The sequence below is a fragment of the Kitasatospora saccharophila genome (assembly GCF_039529925.1).
GTDB classification, from domain to species: Bacteria; Actinomycetota; Actinomycetes; order Streptomycetales; family Streptomycetaceae; genus Kitasatospora; species Kitasatospora saccharophila.
Window position 1 is genome coordinate 1 of the sequence record NZ_BAAANS010000040.1, and the last position, 17507, is coordinate 17507.

Genomic DNA, 17507 nt, shown 5'->3' on the forward strand with positions numbered 1-17507 from the left:
AGACACCCCGGGCGAACGGCCGCGGCCTCCGCCGCGCCCTCCGCCTTCCCCGCCACCGCCCGGCGATGCCCCGGCAGGACGCCGCGCGGCCCGACGTCCGCGGGCCCGGTGCGCGGCGTCCGGCCCGGGACGGGGACATCGCCCGCGAGCGCCGCCCGGCGGCCGCGCTCCACCGCACCCCGGTGCCCGGCCGGGACCGCACTCCCCCGCCCGGGCGCGCCCCGCACCCCCCGGGCGGGCGGCCGACGCCGCGCCAGCGCCTGCTGCGGCAGCGGCTGGTGGTGTTCGTGACGGTGACCCTGGGCGTGGCGCTGGCCATCGCCGTCGCGCAGGGCTGCGAGAACCGCGACGCGCAGGGCCTGGGCCCGCAGCCCGCCGGGGTGGCGACCGCCCCGGCCGAACCGGCCACCGGGACGACGCTGTCGGTGGACGGCGCGAACGCCGCCGGGCACGGCGACACCGGGCTGGCCCCGTCCTTCGGCGTCCCGCCGCAGGTCGACTGGCCCAACCTGAGCTACCCCGACCCGTCCGGCGGCCCGGCGATCCAGCTGCACGACGGGCGCTCCACCGAGAACGGGCCGCCGGTCTCGCTCGCCGCGGTGCTGCCCGCCCGCTACCGGGACGCGCAGGCCACGCTGGTGGTGCTGCGCCGCCTGGAGGGGGCGGTGCCGGTCGACCTGGTCCAGCTGTACGGCTTCACCGGCGGCTCCCCCGTGCTGCTCGCGGACCGGGTCTCGGCCGCGAACCCGGAGGCGGGCGCGGTGTGGCGGGTGGAGAACGGCGCGCTGATCCGCGAGGAGCGGATCGACCGGACGGGCGCGGTCTCCTCCACCCGGTACACCGTCCGGGCGGACGGCGGCCTGGAGGAGTCCTGGCCCGGCTCGGGCGTCTCGGGCGCGACGGACTGACCTTCCCCGGCCCGGGTTCACAGCCCGGCGGCGTCCAGGCGGGCGCGGATCTCGTCGACCGGGAGGGCCGGGTTGGCGGCGGCGGCCCGGTTGACGTACGGGGACGGGTCGTCGAGCAGGGCCCGCAGGGTGGCCGGGGTGTGGGCGGGGTGGCTGGCGGCGGCGAGGCGGACGTGGTCCTCGGGGTCGGCGGCGAGGCGTTCCAGCAGGTGGGCGGGCAGCTCGGGGTCGCGCAGGGCGAGCAGCCGCATCCGGGGCACCGGGTCGTCAGCGAGGCGGCGGAGGGTCTCGACGGGCAGCGGGAACATGTCGGCGGGGCGCCAGCGCATCCGCTTGACGGGGCGGTGCCCGCGGTCGAGGCGTTCGGCGGTGACCGGGTCGATCGGGTCGGGGCTGCTGCTTGCGGCGGCGAGCGCGACCTCGTTGTCGGGGTCGGCGAGCAGCCGGGCGCGGGCCTCGGCGGGCAGGTCGGGCGAGGCGGCGGCGGCTCGGCGGAAGAGGGGGTGGGGCGAGTCGAGGTGCGGCAGCGGGTCGGCGGTGACCCAGGGCAGGTCGAGCATCCAGAGATCGATGCCGACCGCGAAGTGGTCCATCTCCAGCTCGACGGCGGTCTCCTCGTCCACGTCCTCGCCGGGCGGTTCGAACGGGCCGGTGACCGAGTCGTACAGGGCGGCCCGTTCGGCCTCGGGGGTGTCGGGGCGGGCCAGGACGGCGAGGCGGACGAGCGCGCGGGGGTCGGCGGCGAGGCGGGTGCGGAGGTGGGCGGGCAGGCCGGGGTGGGCGGCGAGGGCGCGGCGGACGTCCGGGTCGGGGTCGGCGGCGAGGCGGTCGAGGTCGGTGGTGGCCGGGTCGCAGTGCGCGACGGTGCCGGCCCGGGTGAGCGGGTCGGCGAGCAGGGCGGGGACGAGGTCGGCGGGCGGAACGGGGTACGGCCAGCGGAGGAAGGAGGTGGCGCAGGCGGCGGCGCGGACGCTGTCCTCGGGGTCGGTGAGCAGGGCGCGGCGGACGGGCTCGGGGGCGGCGGTCCAGTGCTGGCCGAGGGCGGCGCGGACCTCCGGGGCGGGGTCGTAGGCGAGGCGGGCGCGCAGGTCGGCGGGGGTGTGGCCGCACTCGGCGAGCTCCTTTCGCACCTCGGGGGCCGGGTCGGCCGCGAACCGTTCGAACAGCTCGCGGTCCTCGTCGGGGGCGGCGGAGACGACCAGGGCGGCCCGGACGTCCGGGTCGGGGTGGGCGGCGAGGCGGCGGCGCACCGGCTTCGGCAGGTGGCGGCTGAGGGCGACGGCGTACGCGTCGTGGGCGATCAGGGCGTCGAGCTGCGGTTCGGTGAGGCCGCGGCGGCGGGGTAGCGCGAGGGGCCCGTGCGGGGCGGCGATCAGGCGGTCGACCAGGTCGGCGGGCAGGGCCGGGTTCTCGGCCAGACCGTCCAGGAAGTCGTACGGGAGGTCGGGCATGCGGGCGGGTCTCCTTCAGCCGGTGAGGCGGGCGCGGGCGGCGGGCCAGTCGGTGGCGGTCATCGTGTAGTGGAGCAGGCCGTGCGGCGGGGCGCCGGGGTCGGCGGGGCGGGCGCCGAGGCGGGTGACGGCTTCGCGGGAGCGGGTGTTGGCGGCGTCGACCCGCCAGCGGACCTCGGTGAAGCCGAGGGTGTCGAAGGCGTGCGCCAGCAGCAGGAGCTTGGCCTCGCGGTTGGCTCCGGTGCGCCACCAGCGGCGGCCGAGCCAGCGCCGTGCCGGGCAGCCTTCGCCGTCAAGGAGCGGCGTCCGGTGCGTGCTATCGGCGTGCCGGCCGGAAGCCCTCGTACTGGGTGTACTTGGGTTTTCGGCCGGTGCGGCGAGAGTGCGTGCCGAGGGGGCACCTCCCAGCCCCCCTTGGGGCTGGGGGAGTCGCGACGGGCGAAGGCTGCCTGGCACGGCGCTGAGCTACCGCCGATCTCGATCCGGCCGGTGGCGGTGTCCCAGCCGTGCAGGTTGGTGGTGCCGATCGCGGCGGTGCTCGCCCGGTCGAGGACGGCGAGCGGGAGGCGGCGGCCGCGGGCGGCGTCGGCGAGGCGGGCGGCGACGATCGCGCGCAGCTCGTCCTCGGTGTGCGGGGTGGGGGCGCTGAGGTGGCGCCAGACCTCCTCGTCCCGGCCGCCGGAGGCGAACAGGGCGGGGATGTGGGCGGGTTGGAGCGGTTCGAGCCGCACCCGGCGGCCCTCCAGGACGACGGGTGTCGGCGCGGTCGGCATGGCCGGGACGTTACCGGAGGGCGCTGGACGGCGTTGACGGCTTGTCAGTACGGGGCGGCAGCATGTGCCGCATGATGTGGACGACCGACGCGATGCACGTCGCGTACTGCCAGTACTTCCTGTACGGACCGGAGCTGCCGGACGGCTGGGACGCGCACGCGCTGGACCGGCTGTTCCACGGGAACGGGGTGGCGGCGGGCTGCCCGGACCACCTGACGGTGCTGTGCGGCACGCACACCGGGCTGGTCCGGCTGACGGTGGAGAGCTGCGCGGGGCGGCCGCCGGAGCCGGGGCCGCGGTGGGAGAGCGTGGTGGAGCTGTCGCTGTACAGCAGCGGGGAACTGCGGCTGCGCGCCTGGGACGGGGTGGACGTCGACGGGCCGGGGAACCTGGCGTCCGCCGGGCGCGGCTGGTACCGGGTGCGGGTGCAGACCCGCGGCCGGGACCGGGGGCGGGAGGCCGACACGGCGGCCCGCCCGGTGGAGGAGCACCTGCTGACGGTGTGGCCCGCTCCCCCGGCGGCGGACCTGGTGCTGCGGGTCGGCGACCTGACGGGCCGCCGGCACCACGATCCGCGCCGGCCCGCGCCGCAGCCGATCCGTCCTCCGGCGGCCCGCCGGGCGGCCTGAGCGGCGCCGGGTCAGAAGTGGTCGGTGCCCGACCAGCTGTACCAGCCGTCGCCGAGTTCCTCGTAGGAGGTGACGGACTCGCCGACCGGGGTGCCGTGCGGGAAGTAGGCGTAGCCGTGCGGGGCGAAGACGCCGGTGCCCGCGAGGGTGAAGGTGACGCCGCCGCCGACGAGTTCGGTGCGGTCCAGGCGGTAGCCGGCCACCCAGGCGGGGGCGGTGTCGCCGGTGGCGAGGGCGTGTTCGGCGTGGGCGGTGAGGAGCGGGCGGGTGGCCGCGAAGCGGGTGCCGGCCGGGACGTCGTAGTGGAGCAGCAGGGCGCCGGTGGCGAGCAGCAGCGGCGCGGCGGCCCAGCGCCAGCGGCCGAGCGGGCCGGGGGTGCGGCGCGGGGCCCGGTGCGCCCACGGGGTCTGCTGCCAGAGCAGCCAGCCGAGCGGGAGGCCGAGCAGGGTGAGCGCGCCGAGGCCGAGCAGTCCGGCGTCCTCGCCGGGGACGCTGGCACCCAGCAGGACGGCCGCGACGCCGAGGGCGCAGCAGAGCAGGACGCTGTTGCCGGGGCGGGCGGGGCGCCTGAACCGCTTGCGGTGGCGGATCGCCAGCAGGGCGGCGGGCAGGCCGACGATCAGCAGCAGCGGGACCGTGACCGGGACGAACAGCACGTCCAGGAGGGTCCAGAGGAAGCCGCCGAGGACGAACGCCACCGTCAGGGCGCCGTGCAGGGTGCCGTGCGGCGCGCACAGCAGCAGGGCGAGCAGGGCGGCCACGGCGAGCGGGGCCCGGTAGCCGCGGCGCCGGACGAGGCGGTGGAGCGGGGCGACGAACCGCTGCCGCAGGTCGATGATCACACCGCACTGTTTACCGGAGCACCCGGCGCGGACGGAAGCCCGACGGCCCGTCGGCCCACGGATAATGGCGGTGCCGTGCGCCGGTCCGGCGGCGGCGCGGAGCGAGGCGGGAGAGGTGGCGGGAGCGGTGGCCCTGGTGGAGGGAGAACGCGTCAGGCTGGTCGAGGACCTGGCGCTGGGCGGGGCGTCCGCCGGGGAGGACGGCCCGCTGGTCGGCTTCCTGCTGCTGGGCGCGGGGATCGAGGGCACCGTGGTCCGGGTCACCGGGGAGCTGCCGCCGCCCGAGGAGGTCCGCGAGTACGAGCGGCTGCGGGCCCTGTTCGAGGACTACGGGCACACCATGCCCGCGGAGAGCCTGCGCCGGCTGGAGGCCCAGCTGGCCGAACTGGAGCCGCACTGGCGGGAGTTCGCCGCGCAGGGGCCGCGCAGCTCGGTGCGGGTCCGGTTCGACAACGGCTTCGTGCTGGACGACGCGGACGCGGCGGTGTTCACCGGCCTCTAAGTGCGCGGGCCGTCGTCAGCCGTGGTTGACGGCGTAGAAGGCGATGGCGGCGGCCGCGCCGACGTTCAGCGAGTCGATGCCGTGCGCCATCGGGATCCGCACCCGCTGGTCGGCGGCGGCCAGCGCCTTCGGGGTCAGGCCGTCGCCCTCGGCGCCGAGCATCAGCGCGGCCTTCGGGAGCAGCTGCGGGCGGGCCGCGGTGAAGTCCTCCGCGCCGGAGGGCGTCAGCGCCAGCAGCTCGAACCCGGCCTCCCGGACGGCGCCGAGCGCGTCCGGCCACGGGTCGAGCCGGGCGTACGGGACCGAGAAGACCGCGCCCATCGAGGTCTTGACGGCCCGCCGGTACAGCGGGTCGGCGCAGTCCGGGGAGAGCAGCACCGCGTCCATCCCGAGCGCGGCGGCGGAACGGAAGATCGCCCCCAGGTTGGTGTGGTCCACCAGCCCCTCCAGGACGGCCACCCGGCGGGCCCCCGCGAGCACCTCCGGCGCGGTGGGCAGCGGCTTGCGCTCCATCGACGCGAGCGCGCCCCGGTGCACGTGGTAGCCGGTCACCCGCTCGGCGAGCGCGGGCTCGACCAGGTGGACGGGGGCGTCCGCGCCCTCGATCACGTCCGCCATCACGCCGAGCCACTTGGCGGTCAGCAGCATCGAGCGCATCCGGTACCCGGCCGCCAGCGCCCGGCGGATCACCTTCTCCCCCTCGGCGATGAACAGGCCCTCGGCGGGCTCCCGGCGGCGGCGCAGTTCGACGTCGGTCAGGTCGGTGTAGTCGCTCAGCCGGGGGTCGGCGGCGTCGGTGACGGTGAGAGGCTCGGACACCGGACGATTTTCGCACGTCGGGAGGGGCACCAGGGGCTCGGGAGAGCACCTCCAGGGGCTCGGGGAACGGCGAGCCCCTGGCTGCTGCGGGTTCACTGCCGGAGCGCGCATCGGCTTCGGGTTCCGTTCACTACACGCAGCAGCACGGACACTTCGATGGGCTCCGGCCACCGGCAGCATCGACTCGCCGTTCCCCGAGCCCCTGAATGCGCACTCTGCCTTACGGGTTGAGGACGCCCACCACGTCGCCGATCACGATGACCGCCGGGGGCTTGATCCCCTCCGCCGCGACGGTCTCGCCGATGGTGGCGAGGGTCGCGTCGACCCGGCGCTGGGTGGCGGTGGTGCCCTCCTGGACCACGGCGACCGGGGTGTCCGCGGCCCGGCCGTGGGCGACCAGTTCGGCGGCGATCGCGCCGATCTTGTCGACGGCCATCAGCAGGACCAGGGTGCCGGTCATCTTCGCGACGGCCTCCCAGTTGGTCAGCGAGCGGTCGCCGGGGCCGACGTGGCCGGAGATGACGGTGAACTCGTGGGTCAGCCCGCGGTGGGTGACCGGGATCCCGGCGGCCGCGGGCACGCTGATCGAGGAGGAGATGCCGGGCACCACCGTGACCGGGACGCCCGCCTCGACGCAGGCGAGCAGCTCCTCGCCGCCGCGGCCGAAGACGTACGGGTCGCCGCCCTTGAGCCGGACCACGAACTTGCCGGCCTTGGCGTGCTCGATGAGCGTGTTGTTGATCGCCTCCTGGGCCATGTAGCGGCCGTACGGGATCTTGGAGGCGTCGATCACCTCGACGTGCGGAGGCAGTTCGGCGAGCAGTTCGCGGGGGGCCAGGCGGTCGGCGACCACCACGTCGGCGTCGGCGAGCAGGCGGCGGCCGCGGACGGTGATCAGGTCGGGGTCGCCCGGCCCGCCGCCGACCAGGGCGACGCCCGCGTCCCGGGCCCGGTACTGGCGGGCGGCCAGCGAGCCGTCGCGCAGGCCGGCCACGATGGAGTCGCGCAGGGCGGCGGAGTGCCGGGGGTCGCCGGTCAGGACGGCGACGGTGGCGCCGGAGTCGTGGCCGGAGGCGGGCGTCCAGGCGGTGGCGGCGGAGGCGTCGTCGCTGCGCGAGCAGAAGACGCGCAGGCGCTCGGCCTCGGCGGAGACGGCGGTGTTGACCGCCGGGTCGTCGGTGGCGACCAGGGCGTACCAGGTGTCGGCGAGGTCGCCGTCCGCGTACGGGCGCTGGTGCCAGGTGAGCTCGCCGGCGTCGGCCATCGCGGAGACGGCGGGGGTGGTGGCCGGGGATATCAGGTGGATCTCGGCGCCCGCGGCGATCAGTGCGGGCAGCCGGCGCTGGGCGACCTGCCCGCCGCCGACGACGACGACGCGGCGGCCCGCGAGCAGCAGCCCGACGGGGTACGGGGTGAGGCCCTGGGTGGACGGGTGGGGCGTGGGCGCGGTCATGAGGGGGAGCTCCTGGGTGAGCGGCGGTGCTGGGGCCGTTCGGCGGGACGGCCCCACGGGCGGGAGCCCGGTGCCGGCGCGCCCTTGAGCCGGTACGGGTTCGGCGGGGCGGCCGCCCCCTCGCACGGCGGGGGCGGCCGGTGCCGGTGGGTCAGGCCTTCTCGGTGACTCCGGCGGAGTCGAAGGTGGCTACATCCTGCATCGCCCGGGCCGCGCTCTGCACCAGCGGGAGGGCCAGCAGGGCACCGGTGCCCTCGCCGAGCCGCAGGTCGAGGTCGATCAGCGGGCGCAGGCCGAGCTTGGCGAGCGCGGTCTGGTGGCCGGGCTCGGCGGAGCGGTGGCCGGCGATGCAGGCGGCCAGCACCTCGGGGGCGATGGCCTTGGCGACCAGGGCCGCCGAGCCGGCGATCACGCCGTCCAGGATCACCGGGACGCGCAGCGAGGCCGCGCCGAGCAGGAACCCGGCGAGCGCGGCGTGCTCCAGGCCGCCGACGGCCGACAGCACGCCGATCGGGTCGGTCGGGTCGGGCTTGTGCAGGTCGAGGGCCTGCCGGACGACCTCGACCTTGCGGGCGTGGGTCGCGTCGTCGATGCCGGTGCCGCGGCCGGTCACCTCGGCCGGGTCGGTCTCGGTGAACACCGAGATCAGCGCGGCGGAGGCGGTGGTGTTGGCGATGCCCATGTCACCGGTGATCAGCACCTTGTTGCCCGCCGCGACCAGGTCGCGGGCGGTCTCGATGCCGACCTCGATCGCGCGCAGCGCCTCGTCCCGGCTCATCGCCGGGCCCTGGGTCATGTCGTCGGTGCCGGGCTTGACCTTGCGCGGCAGCAGGCCGGTGGTGCGGCCCTGCTGGATGGCGTCCGGCAGTTCGGCGGCCACGCCGACGTCCACCACGCACACCTCGGTGCCGACCTGCGCGGCGAAGGCGTTGACCACCGCGCCGCCGGCCAGGAAGTTGCCGACCATCTGCGCGGTGACCTCCTGCGGCCACGGGGTGACGCCCTGGGCGTGCACGCCGTGGTCACCGGCGAAGATCGCCACGCAGCCGGGCTCCGGGACCGGCGGCGGGCACTGCCGGGCCAGGCCGGAGAGCTGGGCCGCGATCAGCTCCAGCACGCCGAGCGAACCGGCGGGCTTGGTCATCCGCTTCTGCCGGTCCCACGCCTCGCCGAGCGCCTTGGCGTCCAGCGGGCGGATGCCGCGCAGCGTGTCGGTCAGCAGGTCGTGCGGCTCCTCGCCGGGCAGCGCCCGGTTGCCGTACTGCTCCTCGTGCACCACCCAGGACAGCGGGCGCTTCTTCGCCCAGCCCTGCTGCTGCAGCTCCGGCTCGTCCGGGAACGCGTCCACGTAGCCGACGCACAGGTAGGCGACGACCTCCAGGTGCTCGGGCAGGCCGAGCTCGCGGACGAGTTCCTCCTCGTCGAAGAAGCTCACCCAGCCGACGCCCAGGCCCTCGGCGCGGGCCGCCAGCCACAGGTTCTCCACCGCCAGCGCGGCCGAGTACGGGGCCATCTGCGGCTGGGTGTGCCGGCCCAGGGTGTGCCGGCCGCCGCGGGTGCGGTCGGCGGTCACCACGATGTTGACCGGCGTCTCCAGGATCGCCTCGATCTTGATTTCCTTGAACTGCTTCGCCCGGCCCTTGGGCAGCGAGTCCGCGTACGCCTCGCGCTGGCGCTCCGCCAGTTCGTGCATCTTGCGGCGGGTCTTCGCGGAACGGATCACCACGAAGTCCCACGGCTGCGAGTAGCCGACGCTCGGCGCGGTGTGCGCCGCCTCCAGCACCCGGATCAGCACCTCGTGCGGGATCGCGTCCGACCGGAAGCCGTTGCGGACGTCGCGCCGCTCCCGGATCACCTGGTGGACGGCCTCCCGCCCGGCCTCGTCGTACCCCGGCGCGGCGGGCGCCCGCTCCTCCTCGGCGACGGCCTCGGCGGACTCGGACTCGACGGCGGTCTCGGGCTCGACCGCGGTCTCGGACGCCGGCTCGACGACCTCGGTGGCCTCGGTGGTCTCGACGGCGGTGTCGCCCTCGGTTTCACCCTCGGCCTCGACCGCGGTCCCGGGAACGGCTTCCGGCACGACCGGCGCGGCCTCGGGCTCGACGGCCACGGGCTCGACGGCGGTGGCGGCGGGCTGCTCGGCCGACTCCTGCTGCTGCGCCGGCTCCGACGCGGCGACCGGCTCGGCGGGCGCGGCCGCGGGCTGCTCGACCGGCTCGACCTGCTCGGCGGCGGGCTGCTCGACGGGGGCCTCGACGGCCGGGGCCGCGGACTCCTCGGCGGCCGCTTCCGGCTGCGGTTCGACGGCGGCGGCCGGGGCCTCGGGCTCCAACAGCGGCAGGCCGGCGGGGGCGGCGAGGAACGCGGAGATGCGCCGGTGCGCGCCCCGGCCGGACGGCTTCGCGGCCGGGTCGGGGATCGGCTCCGCGGCGGCCTCGCCGCTCACCGTCTGCGCGTTCGCGGCCTCGGGCTGCGCGACCTGCGCGACCTGCTCGGCCACGGCCTCGGCCGGCACCGACCCGACCGGCAGCGGCTCGGCCTGGACGGCCTCGGCCTCGGCCTCGGGCTCGACGGCCACGGGCTGCTCGGCCGACGGCGCGTCAACCGCCGCGGCCGTCCCGGGCTGCGGCTCGACCGGCGCGGCGCCCTGCTGCTCGACCGGCTCGACGAACACCGGAGCCAGGTTCGCGGCGGGCGCGCCCTCCGCGTCCACGGGCGCGGGCTGCGGCTCCGCCGGTCCGGCGGCGGGCTCGGCGGCCGGGGCGACGACGGCCTCCACGGCCTCGGCGACGATCTCCGGCACCTCGGTGGTCTCGGCCACCGCGACCGGCGCCGCGACGGGCTCCGTGACGGGCTCGACCACCGGCTCGACGGGCTCGGCGACCACGGCGGCCGCGGCCTCCTCGACCGGCTCCGCGAGGGGCTCCACCGCGGCCTCGACGGCCGGAGCGGCCTCCACGGCCACCGCGACGGGCGCCACCGGCTCGGCGACGGCCGCGGCTGCGGCCGCGGCTGCGGCCGCGGCCGCCTCGACCACCTGCGGCTGCACCGGCGCGGGCACCTGGACGGCCGGGGCCTGCACGGCGACCGCGGCCGGAACCGGCTGAGGCTGCGGCGGCTGCTGTGCCTGCTGCACCGTTTCCGCGCCCGGCACCGGCACCCCGTACGCGGGCGTGCCGCCGGGCGCGGACGGGCCGCGGTCGGCGAGGGAGCGGACGGGGACGTGACCGGTCATCAGGGACGGGTCCGGGATCGGCGGTCCGGCGTGCAGCGGGCGGCGCGGCTGGGGCGGCGCGGGCTGCTGGACGGCGGTGGCGGCCGGGGCCGCGGGCTGCGCCTGCGGGGCGCCGAGGTGCAGGGTGCCGCTGGCGCCCGCTTCGCCGGTGGGCGCCGCGACGCCCTCCGCGCCCTCCGCGATCGGCGCCGTCGGGACGGCCTCGACCGGGACGGCGGCCGTGAGCGGCGCGGCCTCGGCGGGGGTGGCGACGGTGAGGAGGGGGGGCGCGAGCGGCGGCCAGGACGGCGCGACGGGGGTGCCGGGCGGCTGTTCGCCGGCGGCGGCGCCCTCGACGCCCTGCGCCGCGTCGCCCCAGGCGGTCTGCGGGCCGGGCATCAGGAGGACGTCGTCCTCCTCCTCGCCGTCGGGCTGGTCGAGGAAGGTGTACGCGGGCCGCTGTTCGCCGTGCCAGGGCCCGGCGGGCGCGGCGGGCTGGAGGGGCGCGCCGAGGTGGGGCTCCGGAACGGGTCCGCCGGGCCCGGGTTCGGGCGCGAGGGGACCGGCGCTGGGGGCGTGTCCGCCGTCGGTCATGTCAATGCTCCTTCCAGGCCGCTTGCGCGTCCTCGGCGAGTCCCCGGAGGCCCCGCCCACTTCGCCGGAACGGAACCGCACCGACCCGTCCCTTACTCCATCGGCCGTCACCCGCACGGGTGGCGTGCCATCAGAAACAACGACGGCCCCGGGCAACCGGCACGACGGCGCGGCCGCTCCGGACCCTCACGGCATTCTTCCGGGCGGGTGCGCACCGCGTCGAATGCCCGCGAAGCGGGCCGTTCGGGTTGCAACGCGTCAAATGGGTGGCAACCGGGCCGGATCGGACACGGTGCTGCATCGACGGGTTGGTCCCCCGGGGAAACCCTACCGGCCGCGGCCGGGCCGATCTCGAAACCCTGTCCGGATGCGACGGGGATCACCGTACCGCCCGGGTCGGACGGTCCGCGGGCTGCGGAAACGGAGATCAGTCGTACGGTTCGCCCCAGATCAGCAGGGTGTAGTCGCCGCGCCCGAAGGAGGGCCCGGCGCCCGCGTCCGACTCGGCCCGCAGGGGGGCGGACTGGAGCAGCAGGCCGTCGGTGCGGTAGCCCGCGGCGTCCAGGATCCGGCGGGTCTCGGTGGCCTCGGCGAGGCCGCGGGCGACGGCAACCACCCGGCCGGGCTTGCGGGCGGTGACGGCGCGGACCATGGCGGGGCCGCCGTGCTCGACGGCGACGGCGTCGGGTTCGGGGAGCGCGCCGAGCACCTCGGGACCGGATCCGGCGGCGGTCTCGACCTCGACGCCGCACCTGCGGGCGTTGGCGGAGATCCGGGCGCAGTCGGCGGGTTCGGCCTCGACGGCGACCACGGCGGCGCCGAACCGGGCGGCCTCGACGGCGAGCGCGCCGTCCCCGGCGCCGACGGTCCACAGCAGGTCGCCGGGTGCGGGGGCGAGCCGGGCCAGGGCCAGCGCACGGACGTGCGGCGGGAGTGCGCGGGGGCGCCTGGCGTCGGCGTCCGCTCCGGCGTACGCCCGGCTGGGGAGCGCCCAGCCGCGCTGGGTGCCGGGGTGGTCGAGGGGTTTGCCGGCCAGCCAGCCGGAGGCGGCCTCGGCGGGCGGGACGTTGCCGATGACCAGGACGACCGAGGGGTCGCGCCAGTCGTGGTCGGGGACGCGCTCGGAGGTGAGGACGGTGACGTCCTCCTCGGGGGTGCCGAGCGCCTCGCAGACCACGAAGGTGCGGGGGACGCCGCGGAGCATCAGGGCGAGTTCGCTGGGTCCGGCGCCGCCGGTGGTGAGGACGGCGACCTTGGGGTGGGCGCGGCAGACGTTGGCGGCGCGGCGCAGCCGGCCGCCGTGGGCGGAGACCACCTGGGCGTCCTCCCAGGCCATGCCGGCCCGGGCGAAGGCGGTGGCCACCGAGGAGACGGCGGGCAGGACTTCGAGTTCGAGGCCGTACTCGGGGCGGCGCAGGGTGCGCACCACGCCGAAGAAACCGGGGTCGCCCTCGGCGACGACGACGACGGTGCCGCGGTGGTCGGCGATCTTCCGGGCGGCGGCCCGCAGGTCGGCGAGGCCGATGCGTTCGGCGCGCTCGGGGACGGGGAGGGCCGCGAGTTGGTAGCCCGCCCCGGCGACCAGGGTGGCTCCGGCGAGCGCTCCGGCGGCGGCCTGGGTCAGCGGGGTGCCGTCCCACCCGATGACCGTGATCCGGTCAGCCATCTGCGGCTGTTCTCCCTACGCCGTCGTTCCGCCCCTGGTGGGGTGCGCCGTGGACGCTCCCTGGGCAGAGGCTACCGCTTGGCCGGGGTGGTGCAGAGCCGTGGCGCGCGCCGGGGTCGTGAACAACGGGCGCACAAGGCGTGGGGGGTCAGTGCCGCAGGGCGTGGTAGCGGTCGTCGGGGCGGACGGGTTCGGGCGGATCGAGGTCCTCGGGGAGCAGGCTCCACACGATCAGGTCGGTGTGCTCCTCGGGGCCGGGGCCCCACTCACCGCCGCGGACTATGGCGGCGTTGCGCAGCACGCCCTCGCTGATCGCGCCGGCCTTCTGGGCGACCTGCTGGGCTGCGGTGTTGCCGGCGGCGGTGCGCAGTTCGAGGCGCTGGAAGCCGCGGTCCTCGAACAGCCACTGGGCGGTGCCGAGGACGGCCTCGGGCGCGTAGCCCTCGCCGCGGGCCCAGGGGGCGGTGACGAAGCGGACCTCGGTGGCGCGCAGGTGCCAGTCGGTGCGGTCGAGTTCGAGCAGGCCGACCAGGCGCTGGGTGAGGTGCTCGGTGACGGCGAAAACGATTCCGCGTCCCCGGGCGCGCCGTTCGGGCGCGTGACGGGCGATCAGCTCGTGGGCGTCGTCCTGCCGGTAGGGACGGGGGTGGCCGGTCCAGGTCTGGACGAGTTCGTCGCCGAGCATGGCGGCCAGTCCGGGGGCGTCCTGCTCCTCAAGGGCGCGCAGCAGCAGCCGTTCGGTGCTGATGGCTGTCTCGGGGAAGTTCGCAACCATGCCGTCTCTCCTCGCCGGGTCGTGGACACACCGTACGCCCCGCCCTTCGTCGGGCGTGCCAGCGTACCCGCTCCGCACCTCACGGCTCGTCAGCGCGGTGCCCCCGGCGGGGAGGCCGGGGGCACCGCGGTGGTCGACGGGTCGGTCAGAACGCCGGGATGACGGCGCCCTGGAAGTTGTCGTCGATGTACTTCTTCACCTCGTCGGAGTGCAGCAGTTCGGCGAGCTTCTGCACCCGCGGGTCGCTCTCGTGGCCCTTCTTGACGGCGAGGATGTTGGCGTAGGGGTTGCCCTCGGCCTTCTCCAGCACCAGGGCGTCGGTGGCGGGCTTGAGGTTGGCGCCCAGCGCGTAGTTGCCGTTGATGACGGCGGCGTCGACGTCGTCGAGGGCGCGCGGCAGCTGGGCCGCCTCCAGCTCCTTGAACTTGAGGTTCTTCGGGTTGGAGGTGACGTCCTGGACGGTGGCGGTGGTGCCGGCCCCGTCCTTGAGGGTGATGACGCCGTTGTCGGCGAGCAGCTTGAGCGCCCGGCCCTCGTTGGTGGCGTCGCTGGGGACGGCGACCTGGGCGCCGTCCTTGAGCTCGGCGACGCTCTTGACCTTCTTGGAGTAGACGCCGAGCGGCTCCAGGTGGACGGCCTCGACGGAGACGATGTTCGTGCCGTTCTTCTTGTTGAAGTCGTCGAGGTAGGGCTGGTGCTGGAAGTAGTTCGCGTCCGCGGAGCCGTCCTGGACCGAGGTGTTGGGGGTCACGTAGTCGCTGACCTCCTTGATGTCCAGCTTGAGGCCGGCCTTGGCCGCCAGGTTGTCCTGCACGAACTTGAGGATCTGCGCGTGCGGGGTGGGGCTGGCGGCGACCACCAGGGGCTTGTTCGGGTCGGCGGAGGCGCCGGAGTCGGACGAGCCCGAGGAGCAGGCGGCCAGGGTGAGCGCGAGGCCGGCGGCGGTGGCGGTCAGGGCGGTGGTCTTCAGGACGTTACGCACGAAAAGTGCCTTTCTGCGGGATGCGAACGGCCCTGGTGGGGCCGGGGTGCCCGTCCCGTGGTGCGGGACGGGAAGTTCGGTGCGAGGGGGTCAGCGCGAGGAGAGCAGGTCTTCCTCGGTGTCCTTCGGCTTCTCGGTGGCGGAGCGGAAGAAGCTGAGCGGGCTGCGGTAGTCGCCGCGGTGCGAGAGCCGGCGGGCGGCGAAGTCGCCGAGCAGCTGGATCACGGTGACGATGACCACGAGTTCGGCGACGATGACCCACATGAAGGCGGTCTCGAAGCGCTGGTAGCCGTACCGGATTGCGAGGTCGCCGAGCCCGCCGCCGCCGACCGTGCCGGCCATCGCGGAGTAGCCGATCAGCGCGATCACCGTGGTGGTGGCGGAGGCGACCAGCGAGGGCAGCGCCTCGGGCAGCAGGGTCTTGCGGACGATGGTGCCGGTGCCCGCGCCCATCGACTTGAGCGCCTCGACCAGGCCGCCGTCCACCTCGCGGACGGAGGTCTCCACCAGCCGGGCGAAGAACGGGATCGCGCCGATCGCGAGCGGCACGCTGGCCGCCTGCCAGCCGAGCGTGGTGCCCGCGACCGCCCGAGTGACCGGGAGCAGCGCGACCATCAGGATGACGAACGGGACGGAGCGGCCGACGTTGACGATCGCGCCGAGCACCCGGCTGACCGCGAGGTTCTGCAGCAGGCCGTCCTTGTCGGTGAGCACCAGCAGCAGGCCGATCGGCAGGCCGACCAGCAGGCTGACCAGGCCGGCGATGCCGACCATGCCGAGGGTCTCCCAGGTGGCGGGCCACATCAGTTCCTGCATCTGGTCCCAGGTCATGCCGCCGCTCCGTTCGACAGGTCGAGGACGTCCACCTGGAGGCCCTGTTGGCGCAGGTAGCCGATCGGCACCACGTTGTCGGTGTGGCTGCCGGGCAGTTCGACCCGCATCCGGCCGACCAGGCGGCCGGCGATGGTCTCGACGGCCGCGCCGAGGATGTTGATGTCGATCTGGTAGGTGCGGGCCAGCTGGGAGACGAACGGCTGGGCGGGCGCGTCGCCCTGGAAGGTGATCTCCAGGACGGTGTGCTCCGGGTCCCGGGTGCCGAAGTCGCCGAGCGGGAAGAGGTCCCGGGCGATCCGCGAGTGGCCGTCGGCGAGCAGGTCGGTGAGCTGCCCGGTCTCCACCACCCGGCCGCCGCGCATCAGGGCGGCGGAGTCGCAGACCGACTTGATGACGTCCATCTCGTGGGTGATCAGCAGGACGGTCAGGCCCAGCTGCTGGTTGAGCTCGCGCAGCAGCTTGAGGATCGAGCGGGTGGTCTCCGGGTCGAGCGCGCTGGTGGCCTCGTCGGAGAGCAGCACCTTGGGGTCGCCGGCCAGGGCGCGGGCGATGCCGACGCGCTGCTTCTGGCCGCCGGAGAGCTGGCCGGGGTAGCTGCGGGCCTTGTCGGCGAGGCCGACCAGGTCGAGCAGTTCGGCGGCCTTGCGGCGGCGCTCGCGGCGGTCCAGGCCGATGATCTCCAGCGGCAGTTCGACGTTGTCCTGGACGGTGCGCGAGGAGAGCAGGTTGAAGTGCTGGAAGACCATGCCGATCCGCTGCCGGGCGGCGCGCAGCTCGCGTCCGGCGCGCTGCTCGCTGCCGGACAGCGCGGTCAGCTCCACGCCGTCCACGGTGACGGTGCCGGAGGTGGGCCGCTCCAGCAGGTTGACGCACCGGATCAGGGTGGACTTGCCGGCGCCGCTGGTGCCGACGACCCCGAACACCTCGCCCTGCCGCACGTGCAGGTCGACGTCGTCCAGCGCCCGGACCTCGCGGCCCTGGGAGCGGTAGACCTTGGTCAGGCCCTTGGTGGTGATCACAGCTGCTTCCGTTGTTCGTCTGCGGACGGCCGCGGGGGCGCCCGCGCCAATGGCGGGATGGGCACGCGAGTGCCTGGGAAGGGGGGTGCCGACGTCGTTTCGATCATGGCCGTCGGCCGGGCGGGCCGCCCGTGGGCGTGGCCCTAACGAGTCATCGGCCGGTCGGCGGCCGACGGGGCGTCAGCGGGTGCCGGGCGGGGGCCCTCAGCTGCGACACATTCGACGGCCGCACATGCGCGACTCACCTGCCGGCGTCGCGCCGGTGGGGATGCATGTCGTCGTCGTGGTCATGGAACCCAGTAAATCAGACATTTGGTCCACGTCCCAATTTCCGGGACCGGCCGTCCGGCATGCGGACACGACCCTTGCGGCACACGCACTGCGGCGCCCGACCCTTCGTTCGGGTCGGGCGCCGCAGTGCGTGTGCCGGGGGGCTCGCGCTCAGGCGGCGAGGGTGGTCGCCCCCGTCTTGGCCAGCGTCACGATGGACAGCCGGCGGGACACCTCGCGCACCTCGGTCTCGCGGTAGCCGAGCCTGCGGTACAGCCGCAGGTTGCCCAGGCTGCGGTGGCCGGTGAACAGTTCGAAGCTGCTCGCGCCGTCCTCGGCCAGCCCCGCCTCCAGGGCCTCCAGCAGGCGGCGGCCCAGGCCGTGCCGCTGCATCCGCGGGTGCACCACCAGCCGGCCGATCTGCCCGGTGCCGTTCCCGTCCACCCAGCCGCGGGCGCTGCCCACGACCTCGTCGCCGAGCCGGGCGACCAGCACCCGGTGGTCGGCCATCTCCGCCTTGAGGCTCTCCAGGGTCTGGGTCAGCGGCTCCAGCCCCCAGTCCCCGTAGAGCTCGGCCTCGCTCTGGTAGCCGAGGTACTGGAGCTTGAGGATCTGCTCCGCCTCTTCCGGTCGTGCCGCTGCGATGATCACACTCATGCCCATGTGCGGGGGCCTCCATCGTTAAGTGCCCGGCGCGTGCGAGTGAGGGTCTTGCACCGGTTCCTGTCCGAGGTGTGCCCGGACGGGGATCGGCCCGGCCCGGGAAAAGCGCGACG

14 protein-coding genes and 2 pseudogenes are annotated in these 17507 nt (G+C 75.6%); 3 read left to right on the forward strand and 13 right to left on the reverse strand.

Annotated features, from left to right (window positions below; translation table 11 throughout):
* A pseudogene (locus ABD345_RS26200) lies at positions 1-908 on the forward strand (hypothetical protein); the annotation flags it as partial.
* 17 nt (positions 909-925) lie between these two features.
* On the opposite strand, the gene ABD345_RS26205 reads toward ABD345_RS26200, so the two are convergent.
* From ABD345_RS26205 to ABD345_RS40350, 3 genes and pseudogenes are all read right to left on the reverse strand, one after another.
* Positions 926-2359: a hypothetical protein gene (locus ABD345_RS26205; RefSeq protein ID WP_344555214.1), complete on the reverse strand. Its 1434-nt coding sequence runs from the start codon at positions 2357-2359 to the stop codon at positions 926-928.
* A 15-nt stretch (positions 2360-2374) separates the two neighbouring features.
* A complete protein-coding gene (locus ABD345_RS26210) occupies positions 2375-2815 on the reverse strand; it encodes a GNAT family N-acetyltransferase (RefSeq protein WP_344555216.1) in 441 nt (146 codons plus the stop codon).
* A gap of 23 nt (positions 2816-2838) precedes the next feature.
* Positions 2839-3132: pseudogene (locus ABD345_RS40350) on the reverse strand (GNAT family N-acetyltransferase); the annotation flags it as partial.
* 71 nt (positions 3133-3203) lie between these two features.
* Here ABD345_RS40350 and ABD345_RS26215 point away from each other — a divergent pair.
* Complete coding sequence (locus tag ABD345_RS26215) at positions 3204-3761, forward strand: hypothetical protein (RefSeq protein ID WP_344555218.1); 558 nt, start codon at positions 3204-3206, stop codon at positions 3759-3761.
* 11 nt (positions 3762-3772) lie between these two features.
* On the opposite strand, the gene ABD345_RS26220 is transcribed toward ABD345_RS26215, so the two are convergent.
* A complete protein-coding gene (locus tag ABD345_RS26220) occupies positions 3773-4603 on the reverse strand; it encodes a hypothetical protein (RefSeq protein ID WP_344555220.1) in 831 nt (276 codons plus the stop codon).
* A gap of 127 nt (positions 4604-4730) precedes the next feature.
* Here ABD345_RS26220 and ABD345_RS26225 point away from each other — a divergent pair, with 127 nt between their 5' ends.
* On the forward strand, positions 4731-5105 hold the full coding sequence (locus tag ABD345_RS26225; protein ID WP_344555222.1) for a hypothetical protein: 375 nt from the start codon (positions 4731-4733) through the stop codon (positions 5103-5105).
* A gap of 15 nt (positions 5106-5120) precedes the next feature.
* Here the strand turns inward: ABD345_RS26225 and ABD345_RS26230 are convergent, their stop codons facing one another.
* The 9 genes from ABD345_RS26230 to ABD345_RS26270 form a co-directional block, all read right to left on the reverse strand.
* Positions 5121-5924 (reverse strand): TrmH family RNA methyltransferase, encoded by an 804-nt coding sequence (locus ABD345_RS26230; protein WP_344555223.1) that lies wholly within the window; start codon positions 5922-5924, stop codon positions 5121-5123.
* A 220-nt stretch (positions 5925-6144) separates the two neighbouring features.
* Complete coding sequence (cobA, locus tag ABD345_RS26235; protein WP_344555225.1) at positions 6145-7377, reverse strand: uroporphyrinogen-III C-methyltransferase; 1233 nt, start codon at positions 7375-7377, stop codon at positions 6145-6147.
* A gap of 151 nt (positions 7378-7528) precedes the next feature.
* Positions 7529-11185: a nicotinate-nucleotide--dimethylbenzimidazole phosphoribosyltransferase gene (gene cobT, locus ABD345_RS26240; RefSeq protein WP_344555227.1), complete on the reverse strand. Its 3657-nt coding sequence runs from the start codon at positions 11183-11185 to the stop codon at positions 7529-7531.
* A gap of 427 nt (positions 11186-11612) precedes the next feature.
* On the reverse strand, positions 11613-12851 hold the full coding sequence (cbiE, locus tag ABD345_RS26245) for a precorrin-6y C5,15-methyltransferase (decarboxylating) subunit CbiE (RefSeq protein ID WP_344555229.1): 1239 nt from the start codon (positions 12849-12851) through the stop codon (positions 11613-11615).
* A 148-nt stretch (positions 12852-12999) separates the two neighbouring features.
* The gene (locus tag ABD345_RS26250; protein ID WP_344555231.1) at positions 13000-13626 is read right to left on the reverse strand and encodes a GNAT family N-acetyltransferase; all 627 of its coding nucleotides are present in this window, start codon (positions 13624-13626) and stop codon (positions 13000-13002) included.
* A gap of 145 nt (positions 13627-13771) precedes the next feature.
* Positions 13772-14608, reverse strand: coding sequence for a MetQ/NlpA family ABC transporter substrate-binding protein (locus ABD345_RS26255; RefSeq protein WP_344555233.1), 837 nt, complete (start codon positions 14606-14608; stop codon positions 13772-13774).
* Positions 14609-14698: 90 nt separating this feature from the next.
* Positions 14699-15439, reverse strand: a complete 741-nt coding sequence (locus tag ABD345_RS26260; protein WP_344555235.1) for a methionine ABC transporter permease — start codon at positions 15437-15439, stop codon at positions 14699-14701.
* Positions 15436-16461, reverse strand: a complete 1026-nt coding sequence (locus tag ABD345_RS26265) for a methionine ABC transporter ATP-binding protein (RefSeq protein WP_344555237.1) — start codon at positions 16459-16461, stop codon at positions 15436-15438. The genes ABD345_RS26260 and ABD345_RS26265 overlap by 4 nt, the downstream gene beginning before the upstream one ends.
* 441 nt (positions 16462-16902) lie before the next feature.
* Positions 16903-17394, reverse strand: coding sequence for a GNAT family N-acetyltransferase (locus ABD345_RS26270; protein WP_344555239.1), 492 nt, complete (start codon positions 17392-17394; stop codon positions 16903-16905).
* Positions 17395-17507: the final 113 nt, after the last annotated feature.